The organism is Candidatus Acidiferrales bacterium, from assembly GCA_036514995.1.
Lineage (GTDB): Bacteria > Acidobacteriota > Terriglobia > Acidiferrales > DATBWB01 > DATBWB01.
Genome location: DATBWB010000169.1, coordinates 1 through 12,721 on the forward strand (window position 1 = coordinate 1; position 12,721 = coordinate 12,721).

Annotated in this window: 12 protein-coding genes; 8 read left to right on the forward strand and 4 right to left on the reverse strand. The window is 62.2% G+C overall.

What is annotated here, in order from left to right; translation table 11 throughout:
- Positions 1-32: 32 nt before the first annotated feature.
- From VIH17_11495 to VIH17_11520, 6 genes are all read left to right on the forward strand, one after another.
- Positions 33-1,205 carry an ABC transporter permease gene (locus tag VIH17_11495; protein ID HEY4683855.1) on the forward strand — a complete coding sequence of 391 codons (1,173 nt, stop codon included), beginning with the start codon at positions 33-35 and terminating at the stop codon, positions 1,203-1,205.
- Positions 1,206-1,268: 63 nt separating this feature from the next.
- Positions 1,269-2,426, forward strand: coding sequence for an ABC transporter permease (locus VIH17_11500; protein ID HEY4683856.1), 1,158 nt, complete (start codon positions 1,269-1,271; stop codon positions 2,424-2,426).
- Between the two features lie 12 nt (positions 2,427-2,438).
- The gene (locus VIH17_11505) at positions 2,439-3,599 is read left to right on the forward strand and encodes an FtsX-like permease family protein (protein HEY4683857.1); all 1,161 of its coding nucleotides are present in this window, start codon (positions 2,439-2,441) and stop codon (positions 3,597-3,599) included.
- A 24-nt stretch (positions 3,600-3,623) separates the two neighbouring features.
- On the forward strand, positions 3,624-4,949 hold the full coding sequence (locus tag VIH17_11510) for an efflux RND transporter periplasmic adaptor subunit (protein HEY4683858.1): 1,326 nt from the start codon (positions 3,624-3,626) through the stop codon (positions 4,947-4,949).
- Complete coding sequence (locus VIH17_11515; protein ID HEY4683859.1) at positions 4,946-5,629, forward strand: ABC transporter ATP-binding protein; 684 nt, start codon at positions 4,946-4,948, stop codon at positions 5,627-5,629. Before VIH17_11510 ends, VIH17_11515 begins: the two co-directional genes overlap by 4 nt.
- Before the next feature lie 102 nt (positions 5,630-5,731).
- Positions 5,732-6,964 carry a M20 family metallopeptidase gene (locus VIH17_11520; GenBank protein ID HEY4683860.1) on the forward strand — a complete coding sequence of 411 codons (1,233 nt, stop codon included), beginning with the start codon at positions 5,732-5,734 and terminating at the stop codon, positions 6,962-6,964.
- On the opposite strand, the gene VIH17_11525 is transcribed toward VIH17_11520, so the two are convergent.
- The gene (locus tag VIH17_11525) at positions 6,961-8,061 is read right to left on the reverse strand and encodes a hypothetical protein (GenBank protein HEY4683861.1); all 1,101 of its coding nucleotides are present in this window, start codon (positions 8,059-8,061) and stop codon (positions 6,961-6,963) included. The two genes, VIH17_11520 and VIH17_11525, sit on opposite strands and share 4 nt — an antisense overlap.
- A gap of 19 nt (positions 8,062-8,080) precedes the next feature.
- Positions 8,081-8,506: a hypothetical protein gene (locus tag VIH17_11530; protein HEY4683862.1), complete on the reverse strand. Its 426-nt coding sequence runs from the start codon at positions 8,504-8,506 to the stop codon at positions 8,081-8,083.
- Positions 8,507-8,604: 98 nt separating this feature from the next.
- On the opposite strand from VIH17_11530, the gene VIH17_11535 reads away from it, so the two are divergent.
- Positions 8,605-11,034: a M1 family aminopeptidase gene (locus tag VIH17_11535; GenBank protein HEY4683863.1), complete on the forward strand. Its 2,430-nt coding sequence runs from the start codon at positions 8,605-8,607 to the stop codon at positions 11,032-11,034.
- Between the two features lie 26 nt (positions 11,035-11,060).
- Here VIH17_11535 and VIH17_11540 read toward each other — a convergent pair whose 3' ends face one another.
- Together VIH17_11540 and VIH17_11545 are read right to left on the reverse strand one after the other, a co-directional pair.
- Positions 11,061-11,750 (reverse strand): septal ring lytic transglycosylase RlpA family protein, encoded by a 690-nt coding sequence (locus tag VIH17_11540; GenBank protein HEY4683864.1) that lies wholly within the window; start codon positions 11,748-11,750, stop codon positions 11,061-11,063.
- Positions 11,747-11,980 (reverse strand): hypothetical protein, encoded by a 234-nt coding sequence (locus VIH17_11545; protein ID HEY4683865.1) that lies wholly within the window; start codon positions 11,978-11,980, stop codon positions 11,747-11,749. Before VIH17_11545 ends, VIH17_11540 begins: the two co-directional genes overlap by 4 nt.
- 73 nt (positions 11,981-12,053) lie before the next feature.
- Here VIH17_11545 and VIH17_11550 point away from each other — a divergent pair.
- Positions 12,054-12,721 (forward strand): rhomboid family intramembrane serine protease (locus VIH17_11550; GenBank protein HEY4683866.1); only part of this gene is annotated, 668 nt, incomplete at its 3' end.

Below are 12,721 nucleotides of genomic sequence, written 5' to 3' on the forward strand. Positions count from 1 at the left end.
CTGGGCGATAATGTGGCGCTGGAGGAACGGAGATGGACTATCTCCGCCTGATGCTGAAGAACGCGGCCCGCAACCGTCGGCGCACCCTGCTGACGGTGTTGAGCATGGCGGTGTCGCTCTTTTTGCTGGTCAGCTTGCGGACGTTGTTGGCGGAGCTCGAATTCAGTTCGGTGCTGACCGACGAGTCGGCGCTGCGGCTGATCACCCGTCACGCTGTCTCTCTGCAAATCCCCCTGCCGCTCTCTTTTGGGCAGCGCATCCAGCAGGTGCCTGGCGTGGAAGTCGTGTCTCCCTACCAGCCGGTGGTTGGGTACTATCAGGACCCCAAGAATCTTGTGCCGCACGCGGGCATCGACCCGGAAAGCGCCATCCGACTGGCCTCGGAGTTCAAGTTCAATCCCACCGAGGTGGGACCGTTCCAGAAGGAGCGTACCGGAGCGCTCGTGGGCCGCAAGTTAATGGGGCGGTTCGGGTGGAAGGTAGGCGACCGCATCACCACTAACTTATCCGGGATGTTCGGCATGTTTTTCCCCTTCAATTTGGAATTGCTCATTTGCGGCACTTACACCGGCCCCGATGAGGGGGCGCTCTTGTTTCACTATGAGTACTTCAATGAGCTTGCGCGTCAGCACATGCCCGGGCGCGCCGATCAGGTGGCCATGTTCTGGATCAAGGGGCGGAGCGCGGAGGACGTGCCCCGGGTGGCGGCCGCCATTGACGAGCTGTTCCGCAACTCCGAGGCTCCCACCAGGACTGAGACCGAAAAGGCCTTCGGCCTCAGCTTCACCTCCATGCTGGGCAATGTAAAGCTGTTTCTGGCCCTGATCGCTGCCGCCGCGGTTTTTGCCATTCTGCTGGTGAGCATGAACACCATGGGGATGTCGGTGCGGGAGCGGCGGGGGGAGATAGCGGTGCTGAAGACGCTGGGGTTCCGGCGGGGGCAGGTGTTGGGGTTGCTGGTGGGGGAGTCGGTGCTGATTGCGCTGGGAGGTGGGTTGGTAGGAGTAGTCGGGGCCAAGCTGGTGTTTGGCAGCCTCGACATGTACAAGCTCACGGGCGGCATCATTCAGCATTTCCAGATCCGCCTGCTGACGGTGGGGCTGGGGCTGGGGGTGGCGGGGCTGGTAGGGGTGGTGAGTGCCGTGGTGCCGGCCTGGCGGGCGGTCAACGGCTCGATTGCCGCAGCGCTGCGGCAGGTGGGCTAGGTGTGCAGGCCGGTCATGGTGGTTGAAGATTGTGTGCCATAATCTGGGGTTGGAGGCCGAGGAGTGGATTATCTCCGCCTGATGCTGAAGAACGCGGCGCGCAACCACCGGCGTACGGTGCTGACGGTATTGAGCATGGCGGTGTCGCTCTTTTTGCTCGTCAGCTTGCGCACATTGTTGTCGGAACTGGAAGGAAGTTCCGTGTTGGCGCCGGAGTCGGCGCTGCGGCTGGTCACTCGCCATTCCGTCTCCCTGAATATCCTGCTGCCCATCTCCTATTGGCAGCGGATCCAGCAGGTGCCGGGCGTGGAGATGGCCACTCCCTTTCACTGGTTTGGCGGCTACTACCAGGACCCAAAGAATTTCTTCGCCCAATTTGCCGCCGAGCCGGATACCGTCGTTCGCATGGCCGCTGAGTACACCTTCAATCAGGCGGAGGTGGAAGCCTGGAAGAAGGATCGTACCGGGGCGCTCGTGGCGCGCAAATTGATGGAGCGGTTCGATTGGAAGGTGGGTGACCGCATCACCATCGTGGGGATGATCTTCCCCTTCAACCTCGACCTCGTGATCCGCGGTACCTACACCGGCCCGGATGAGACTGCCGTCTGGTTCCAGCATGACTACTATAACGAACTTGTCCGCCAGCACTTGCCCGGGGCTGCCGACAAGGTGGGTTCGTTCTGGATCAAGGTTCGCACGGCGGAGGACGTTTCGCGAGCGGCCGCTGCCATCGACGACATGTTCCGCAACTCCGACGCCCCCACCAAGACCGAGACGGAAAAGGCCTTCACCTTGAGCTTCACCTCCATGCTGGGCAACGTGAAGCTCTTTCTCGCGCTCATCGCTGCCGCGGTTGTCTTCGCCATCCTCCTGGTCACAATAAACACCATGGCCATGTCGGTGCGCGAACGGACCGGCGAAGTCGCGGTTCTAAGGACGCTAGGCTTCCGCCGCTGGCAGGTGTTGGGGCTGCTCATGGGCGAATCGGTGGTCATTGCGCTAGCCGGCGGCCTGGTAGGAATCGTGGGCGCCAAACTCCTGTTCGGGACTCTTGACATGTACAGGCTCACCCAGGGGATCATCCAGCACTTCAACATCAGTCCGCTGACCGTGTTCCTCGGGTTGAGCCTTGCCGCCCTGGTGGGAGTGATCAGCGCCACCGTGCCGGCATGGCGGGCAGTGAACGGCTCCATCGCCGCGGCGATGCGTCAGGTCGGCTAAGGGGGAACAGCGATGCTGATCCCGCTGAAATACAACTTGCGCAACCTGCGTGTGCGGAGAATCACCACCCTGATTACCGCCGTGGGCGTGGGACTCACCGTGACGGTTTTCATCGCGGTGATGGCGTTGGTCGACGGCATGCGCAACACGTTTGTCTCCACGGGCGAGCCGTTGAACCTCCTGGTCATCCGTCAGGGCTCCCAGACCGAGACCGCGAGCATCATCATGCGCGAGCCTGCCGATGTGATTCCGACGCTAGAGGGCATCGCCACCGATGCCCAGGGCCAGCCCATGGTCTCCGTCGAGCGCATGATTTTCATCAACCAGCCACGGCGAACGGGTGGCACCTCCAATCTGGTCATTCGCGGGTTGGAAGAGCGCGGGCGCGAGCTGCGACCAAAGGTGAAGCTGGTGGAAGGCCGGTGGTTTCGTCCCGGGTTGCGCGAACTCACGGTGAGCCGCTCCATCGCCGAGCGCTTCGTGGATTGCGGCCTGGGCGAACACCTGGGCACCGGCAAGGCCCAGTGGACGGTGGTCGGCGTCTTCGACGCCGGCCAGACTGCCTACGGGTCAGAGATCTGGACGGACGTAAACGATCTGGGCAACGCGTTCGAGCGTTCGACCTATGCTTCGGTGCTGCTGCGCGCGCGGGATTCGGATCTCCTGCGTGCCCTGACCGACCGCATCTCAAACGACCGTCGTCTCCAACTCAAGGCAATGCCGGAGACACAATATTTTTCCGAGCAGACAGCGGCCGCGACGCCGATCCAACTCCTGGGCAATATCGTCGCCTTGATCATGGCGGTTGGCTCGGCCTTTGCCGCCATGAATACGATGTATGCCACGGTTGCCGCCCGCGTCCGTGAGGTGGCCGTACTACGCGTCCTGGGCTTTTCCCGGGGCAGCGTACTGCTTTCTTTCCTGGTCGAGTCGCTCATCCTGGCCGCGATTGGCGGCATGATCGGCGTGCTGCTGGCCTTGCCCCTCAATGGCTTGGCGACCGGCACGACCAATTGGCTCTCCTTTAGCGAAATGACGTTTCAATTTCGCATTACTCCCGCGCTACTATTGCAAGGACTGCTCTTTGCCGTGGTGATGGGCGTTGTCGGAGGTTTGCTGCCGGCGGTGCGAGCGGCCCGCCAACCGGCAGCGCTGGCCCTGCGTGCCTTGTAACCGGATGTACCGAGAAAGGAACAAGTGGGATCCCACGAGACTCTCGACCGCGAGCTGAAGACACTGCGCATCCCGCCGGAAAAGCGCGGGGAGCCGCCTAAGGCTTCACCGCGGCGAAAATGGTGGCTCTACGTTGGCGCCGGCCTAGCAACGGTCGTCTTGCTTGTTTTGCTTGTGATCATGCGGGCGGCTCCCGTCCCGGTCGAGGTCGTTCGCGCCCAGCTCAGTGCCGGCCCGATGGCCAGCGCCACTTTGATTGCCAGCGGCTATGTAGTTCCTCACCATCGCATCGAGGTTGGCTCGAAAGTGATGGGCAAGGTGGCTTGGGTGGGGGTCGAGAAGGGCGACCGGGTGAAGGCCGGTCAGGTCGTGGTGCGCCTCGAGGACGACGAATACCGTGCCCGCGTCGAGGAGGCCCGCGCGGCTCTGGCCACTGCCGAAGCCCGCCTGACGGAACTGGAAACAGGCTCGCGACCCGAAGAAATTGATCGCGCCCGCGCCGAGCGAGACCTCGCCCGCCTGAACCTCGAGCGCGTCCAAGCACTGGTCGCCCAGGGTGTTTACGCCCAGCAGCAACTCGACGATGCCCGCACTCGTTTTGAGGTGGCGGAGAAAAGCTACGAGCTGGTGCGCCAGGGCCCGCGCAAGGAGCAGGTGGAGCAGGCCCGGGCCGAGGTCGAACGCGCTCGCGCGGCGCTGGCTTTCGCTGAGACGCAACTCGAAGCCACCCGTATCCGTGCTCCCAGGGAAGGCACAATCCTCGAACGATTAGTGGAAGCGGGAGAGATGGTCACCACCATGTTCGCCGGCGAGCGAGGGGCCAAGTCTGTCGTGGTGTCGCTCGCTGACCTGCGCGACATCCGCGTGGAACTCGACATCAACCAGAACGACTTCCCGCGCGTCTCAATGAACCAGCTTTGCGACATCGTGCTCGAAGCCTATCCCGACCGGCATTACCGCGGCCAGGTGGTCGAGATTGCCCCGGAAGCCAACCGCCAGAAAGGCACTGTACAGGTGAAGGTGCAATTCCCGGAGCCGGACGAAAAGGTGCGGCCGGAGATGATCGCCCGGGTTGCTTTCCAGCAAACCGAGAAGAGCAATGAAGCCGCCCGACCGGTGGTGTTAATTCCGCGCAGCGCGCGTGTGGAGCGCGACGGCAAGGGCATCGTGTTCCTCATAAAGGACGGCCGGGCTCGACTCCGGCCCATCCAGGCGAGCGAAGCTCCGGGAGATATGCTGATAGTCATGGCGGGACTCCAGGGAGGAGAAGAGGTCGTCGTCAGCGGCCAGGAAGCTCTGCGCGACGGCGCCCGCGTCGGCATCAAACCTTCCCGGCAAGGAAAGCAATGAGCAAAACCATAGTCGAGTTGCGCGACATTCGGAAGGTCTTTACCCGCGACTCTTTCGAACTGCACGCGCTTGAGGATATCCATCTTGACATCCATGAAGGCGAATTCTTCTGCCTGATGGGCCCCTCCGGCTCCGGCAAGTCCACCTTGTTGAATCTGGTGGCGGGCATTGATAGGCCCACAGCGGGCACTGTAATCGTCTTAGGAGAAGAGATCAGTGCGATGGCGGAAGATGCTCTTGCTGCCTGGCGGAACCGCCACTTAGGCTTTGTGTTCCAACAGTTCAACCTCATCCCGGTGCTGACTGCCTTCGAAAATGTGGAGTTGCCCCTGCTCCTCACGCGCTTCAGCCGCGTGGAGCGTCGCCAGCATGTGGAGACGGCATTGCGTCTGGTGGGGCTGGCTGACCGGGCTGACCACCTTCCCCGCCAGCTCTCGGGCGGTGAGGAACAACGTGTGGCGATCGCGCGCGCCCTCGTCATCGATCCCACGCTGATCCTGGCTGACGAACCTACCGGCGACCTTGATGCACACTCTGCCCAAGATGTCCTCCAAGTCCTGACCCGGTTGAATCAAAACTACCGCAAGACCATCCTGTTGGTCACCCACGACCCCCGCGCTGCGGCCCACGCCAGCCGGGTGCGGAACCTGGAGAAAGGGCGGCTGCTTCCCGCGAGCTGATCCTGCCACCAGCAGAGTAACAGCCAGTCTCGGACGGTTCGCCCCTGCAGCGGCTTCCGTCTTGCGGCAGTGAACTCACTGCCGTGATAAGATGACCGGCCCATGCTGGGCCCCAGTGGCTTGCACTCCATCCAAAGCTATCTGATTCGCAGGCAGCCGGCCATGCTTGCGCTACTTCGCCGGCTGGTCGAGATGGAATCGCCCAGCCTGGACAAGGCGGCGGTGGACCGCATCGGCCTGTATGTTGCCGAATGCTGGCGCCGGCAAGGGGCCCGCGTCGAAATCCTCCGCCAGCCCAAGCGCGGCAACCACGTTCGCGCGGAGCTCTTTCCGTGCGGCCCTTCGGTCACGAAAAGCGGCAAGCCTGCCCCTCCCGAAGCCTTCGCCCCGATCTATCGGGGCAAGGGACGATCAGCGCCCGCGCGTCAGATCCTGGTCATCGGCCATCTCGACACCGTCTATCCTTTAGGCACGCTCCGAAAGATGCCCTTTCGAGTTCGAGGCAATCGGGCCTACGGCCCGGGAACCATGGACATGAAAGCGGGCATCGTCATCACGCTCTTTGCTGCTGAGGCTTTACAGAAACTCGGCGATAGGGTTGCCCAGCGCCTGGTCTTCCTCTTCACCAGCGATGAGGAGATTGGCAGCGAAAGCTCGCGGAGAACGATCGAAGCCGAAGCCCGGAAAAGCGCCGCCGTCCTGGTGGTGGAACCGGCGAATGGTCTTACCGGCCAGTTAAAGACGGCGCGGAAAGGAGTCGGCGAAATCGAAATGCGCGTCACCGGACGCGCCGCCCACGCCGGTGCTGATTTCGAAAAAGGCCGCAGCGCCGTCCTGGAGCTTGCCCGGCAAATCCTCAAGATTCAAAATTTCACCGAACCGGCTCGCGGGATTACGGTGAACGTGGGAGTGATTTCCGGTGGAACTCGCTCGAACGTCGTGGCGGCGGAAGCAACCGCTCTCGTTGATCTGCGTCTTCGACGGCCGGCTGATCGGGAACGCATCGAAAGAAAGTTTCACAGCCTGCGGCCCACGACTCCGGATTTCAAGCTCGAGGTCAGGGGCGGGCTGAACCGGCCGCCGCTCGAACGCACTCCCGGCGTCGTCCGGCTCTTCCGGTTGGCCAGGCAGTTGGGAGCGAACATGGGGCTACGGCTCGAGGAGGCTTCCGTAGGCGGCGGTTCGGATGGGAATTTTACCGCTGCTCTTGGCATTCCGACGCTGGACGGCCTTGGTGGCGTCGGCGAAGCCGCCCACAGCCCAAATGAATTTGTGGTGATGGATTCGCTTCCGGAACGTGCCACCCTGCTGGCAGGGCTGTTGGCTTCTATCTAAGGAAGCATAGGCCGTAGCAGCGTGCTGAAAATCCTTTCGGCTGTGTCATTCCCAGGGTCGGCGTTTTCGGCCGACCCGAGGAATCTGCTTTTTTCTGGAGACTTGCGATTTACAAGCAGATTCCTCGGCCGTTGCGGCGGCCTCGGAATGACAGCAGGAAACGCCTTTCTCAGAGCATTGCTATCGGTTGCCGAATTGTTGGCTGAGGTATTTTTTGAGGTTTTCGTCGAGTTCTTCGTAGTCAAGCCGCAGGGTCTCGCGCATGGCTGCTTCAAAGCTGATCGCTCGGGGCAGGCGCTCGAGCAGCCGTTCCACGTCTCCCATCCCATTTGTCCGCACAAGATAATCCACCGCCGCCAAAGATTCGGCATAGGCGGCGCCGCCTGGCCCGTCTCCATCCCCATGAACGGGCCTTCCAGATTCCTGAGCGGGATGAACTGATCCGCGGCATACTGCTCCGCCAGCGCGGCACCGAGGCGAGAGAGACTCTTTCCTTCCTCCCATTGCGCCAGTCCTTCGTTGAGCCAAACCGGGCAACGACCCGCCGTCTTCTGCGCGATAAAAACATGTGTCAGCTCGTGCTTCAACACGCGGCGCAACTCCGGCGTCACCGCGCTCAGGCCTTGCACCGGGATGCGCAATTTCCCATCGTTGATCGCGCCGGCCCATCGGGGCGCCTGAGTGACATCCTGGAAAGCCTCCTCGGTGTAAAGGAAAACGATGATGGGCTCGCGCCCTTGAAGGTTCAGATCGGAAGAGATCTCATCGTACTGCTGCTCGAGCGTGGCGAGCACCTCCCGGGCAAGAACCTCGCCGATCGCGGGGCCGTTGTACTTCAGCAAAAAGCGGCTTGTGTCCGTCTGGTGGTAGTCGGCGTCCACCTGCGTTTCGCGCCGGGCTTTCTTGAGCGCCGCTTCCACGTTGCCATCCCGGCGAAGTTCCAGCGAGCGTTCCCACTCGCCGATCGCCAGACCCATCTTCTCGCTGGAGTAATAGGCCCAGCCAAGGAGCGCGGCCACTTCAGGAGAACGGGGATGTTCCCTCCGGGAAATTTCCAGCAACCGGCTGGCTTCGCGGTACTGCTGCTTCTTGAGCATGAGATAGGCCAGCTTGATCTCAAGCCCCAGGTGTCTTGGGGCAAAAAGGAGCGCGCGTCGTCGTCGCCGCCAAGGACCCGCTGCGAGCCTCGTTCTCGATTTGGGCGAGCAGGCCGCGGTTAATACTGCCATTGGCTACGACCTTGCGCGCGATTTCATCAAACGGAATGCCTTCGCTCATTCCCCCAAGGTCGGGGGCGGGGAGAAGGGTCTCTTGGACGGTGGCCGACCGACCGCCAGCACGCTCAATGCGAGCAACCTGTGCCTTGGAAAACGTTAATTCGCCGCTTTCCATCTCAGCAATGACGCGGTCGCCTGTCTCGCGCACTTCATGAGCAGAGATCCGCCGGCCGCTTTTGAGAACAATGGTGTCCCCGGCTGTCCCGCAAAGCGGGACCAGAACCAGTGTGAAGGAGAAAAGCAGGGCTCGTCCAAGACGCAGCATGAGGTTTCTCAAAGACACATAACCCGGCGCCTTGCCCCGCCACCGCCGGGACGGGGCCTGCCTTGCAGCCAAGGGAGCAGGCTGCTAGATTGGAAGTTATGCGGAAAGCTCTCGCCGGAGCAATATTACTTCTGGGTTTGGCGGTGTCTTCGCCGCACCCCGCCACCGGCGCGCAAGAACTTTCGCCGCCTGATCTGCTCAAGGCCCTCAACGCTCTTCGCGTTGAAGGCGACCAGGTTTACCCGGTGCGCGACCTCAACCTTCGCCGCGATCGCTTTCGCATCCGTCTGGTGGAGGGCAAACTGGCTTTCCTTGCCCCTATCGCCGGCAGGGTAACCGGCGCGGTCTTTGCCGGAGAAGGTCAGATTGTTTTCGTCCCGCCCGGGCAGATGGAAAAGGCTTCTGTGCTGCGCTTTACCGGCCAGCCCATTCTCGATGAGAAGTTCGACCACGCCTATTTTCGCTTCACGGACTCGACCGCGGCCGACTGGCTTGAGCAAATGCGCGAGGTCGGGGCGGAGCCGGTTGCCGACCCGGCGTTTGCCGATGCGTGGTCCAACCGGGCGTTCCATCTCCATCCGCCTCACTCCTTGCGCATGATGTCCACTCTGCTCGACTCATCACCGCAGAACTATTTCTATGCCGGTCTGGCCGGGGCTCGTCTCGGCCCATTCGACGTGGTTTATGATCAGGCCGCCGGCGAATCATCCTGGGTCGGCCAAACCCGCGAGCGGGATGGCAAACCCTACTACGATGTTTGGAGCCTGATGCCATCCCGTGAGGCGCCCCGTGCCGAGCCCGCCTTCCGTAGCAAGCGTTTTGAGATCGAGACCACCATCCGGCCGGATCGAACCATGGAAGGCACCACGCGAGTGGAACTGGAGGCGCGCGAAGCCGGCCGCCGGGTCGTGACCTTCCAGCTCTCCCGCTTCCTCAGCGTGGATGAGGTAAGAGACACTGGCGGCCTGACGCTCTACTTCCTCCAAAATGCCGGTGCCGAAGGTCGCCCGAACGCCTCGCAGGAGGATGGCGCGCTGCTGGTCGTGCTTCCCCAGCCCACTCTCCAAGGCCAAGCACTGTCGCTCGCCATCCACTACCGCGGCTCGGTGATCGCCGACGTGGGCAATGGCGTTCTCTTTGTCGGTGCGCGCGGGAGCTGGTATCCCAACTTCGGCCTGCACGATTTTTCCCGCTACCGCATGACCTTCCGCTACCCGGCCCGTTTGCGGCTGGTCGCCAATGGCAACCGCCTGGATGAGCAGCGCCAGGGCGATTGGAAAATCAGCCGCTGGGAATCCGACGGCCCGGTTTGCGTCGCCGGCTTCAACGTCGGCAACTACGAATCGTTTGCGCTCAAGACACGCCGTCTGGACATCGAGGTTTTCGCGAATCGCGCGCTGGAGCCGGAACTGGCGCCGAAGCCTCAAATGATTCCGCCGGAGGTAACCCGTCCCTACGGCCGCCCCGGACGCATTTCCCCTTTTCCTTCCATCATCCCGCCCCGGCCAGCGGCCGAGCCCGGTTCGGAAGCAGCGCTCGAGCGGCTCGCCCGCGATGTCGCCCGAAGCATCGGTTTCTACGAGGAACTTTTTGGTCCTTTCCCCTATCGCCGGCTGGCGATATCGCAAATTCCCGGACGTTTCGGCCAGGGCTGGCCCGGATTGCTCTATCTTTCCACCTTCACCTTCCTGGCGCCGGAAGAGCAGCGCCGGATGGGGATGACCAGCTCGACCGCCGAATTCTTTTTTGAGCTGATGCCGCTCCATGAGACCGCACACCAATGGTGGGGGACGCTCATCGGCTGGAAGACTTATCGGGATCAATGGCTGATTGAGGCCTTGTGCGTTTACGCTGAACTGATGACCATGGAAAAGCAGGATCCGGAACGGAAACAGCTTTCCGCGTGGCTCTCGCGCTATCGCACCGACCTGCTCGCCAAAGTGGATGGCGATCAGCCGGCCGAAGCCGCCGGGCCGCTCTCGCTCGGCCACCGGCTCGCTTCCTCGCGCAGCCCGCAATCCTACAGCGTCGTCGTTTACGAAAAAGGTGCCTGGATCTTCCACATGCTCCGCGAAATGATGCGCGACACCGAAGGCTCAGACCGGCGCTTCGTCCAGATGATCCGCGCCTTGACCGATCAGTTTCACTACCGGCTCATTTCCACCGCTGACCTGCAAAAGGCGGTGGAAAAGCACATGACACCGGTGATGATGGTGGATGGCCGGCGCTCCATGGATTGGTTCTTCGATCAGTGGGTCCATGCGACGGGCATTCCGCAATACCGCATGCAAGCCGACACGCGCGCCAAAGGCGCCGCCTACCAGATTCGGGGAAAACTCGTGCAGGAGGGCGTCCCGGAGACGTTCACCATGCCCGTGCCGGTTTATGGGGAATTAGGAGGGAAACTCGTCAAGCTGGGCCATGTCGTCACCAGCGGCCGGGAAACCCCCTTTCAGTTCACCACCAAATCCCCGCCTCGCCGCATCGTCGCCGATCCGTTCGGAACCATCCTCGCCTCGATGAAATGATGCCCTTCCCCTCTTGCACGATTGAGCTAATCGAGACGCACGACAAAAGGCGTGAAGCCCTTGGCGGCAAGCCGGTCAGCCAGCGAGCGAGCTTCCGACTCGGTCGAAAGGCTGCCAACGCGCACGCGATAGAAGAGGCCGCGCGGAGAGTCATAGGGCACGATGATGACGGGACGATACCGGGTCTCAAGAGACAGTTTCAGACGGCCGGCGTTCTCACGCTCCTGGAATGCCCCCACCTGGACGCCGTATCGAACGCCGCCGGGAACCTCCCGCCCTTCGGCGATAACTTCCAGCCGCACACGCGCCACCCCGGGCCCGACCATGTCAATCGCCCGCGCCGCCGCCAGCGACAGATCAAGGATCCGGTTTTCCACAAACGGCCCTCGGTCGTTGATGCGCACCTCGGCCCTTTTCCCGTTCTCCAGATTGGTCACGCGGAGATAGGTGTCGAAGGGCAGCGTGCGATGTGCGGCGGTGAAATCGTACATGTTATAGATCTCGCCATTGGCCGCGCGGCGGCCATGGTACGGCTCGCCGTACCAGGATGCGTAACCCTCTTCGACATAAGAGCCGGAGGCCGGCGGGGGAACAGCGACTCGGGGTGGTGGTGGGGCCGGGAAACGACCTATCGGACGAGGGCCTGCCTGGCGATGACAACCCGTCGCCAAAACGACCAGGAGAAAAAGCAGCGCGCCGATCCGGAGGCCTCTCACGATTTTACGTCGCGAGGATCAACCGCCGTCGGCTTGCCCGTCTTGGGCTCGGCTGACTTCCTGGCTTCTTCGACCTTCTTCGCCAGGGCCTCCAATTCCAGCGCCGCTTTGCGCAAAACCTTCGCCGTTCCCTCTTGCGCTGCTGGCCGGACTTCGTTTTCCAGATAGTCCACAATCCGCCTCAGCTCGCGGCCAACCGTGCGGCCCAAATCTTCAAGTTTCACCGGCATCGGAAAAGGACTCCACTCGAAAGAATTTTGGGTATTATAGGGGCCGCTTTCGGAGGATTCAAGGAGCACGCGTTTGCCTTTATCGCCGCGGCTGCGCTGGAAACTCGGTCGCTTGCTGGAGCAGGTGCGACTGCTCTTTTCCGCTCGCACCAAGGAGCCTCGCCCTCGGGTATGCCCTTCCTGCGGGGCGCTGGTCGGCGCCTATGAAAAGAGATGCCATCGCTGCGGAGCGGGCGTCGCCGGGCTGAGTTTTGGGCGGATGAAAAAGTGGACGGTGCGATTCCTGCCGGAACGCGCTCCGGTCAGCTTTCTTCTGCTTGGCTTCAACGTCCTGCTTTTCCTGGCAGCCTGGATTGCCACCGCGCGGGAGGCTCGAGGCTTTGCGCCCGGGGTGATCACCGGCCAGCTCGACGCCGGCGTTCTTGAGCGCATGGGCGCCATGCTGGGCCCGGCCATTCTCCTGGGGCAATACTGGCGGCTTGTCACGGCCATTTTTTTGCACGCCAATCTCCTCCATATCGGATTTAATTCTCTTGTCTTGCTCGACCTTGGCCCGGCAGTGGAAGAACTGTACGGATCCGCCCGCTTCTTTTTTTTCTACGTGGTCACTGGCGCGCTCGGCTTTGTGGTCAGCCTCTTCTGGCACGGCGGCATGGGTTTCAGCCTGGGGGCATCAGGGGCGCTGCTGGGGCTTGCCGGGGTGATGATCGGATACACCACCCGCTATCCGAGCAGCGTCGG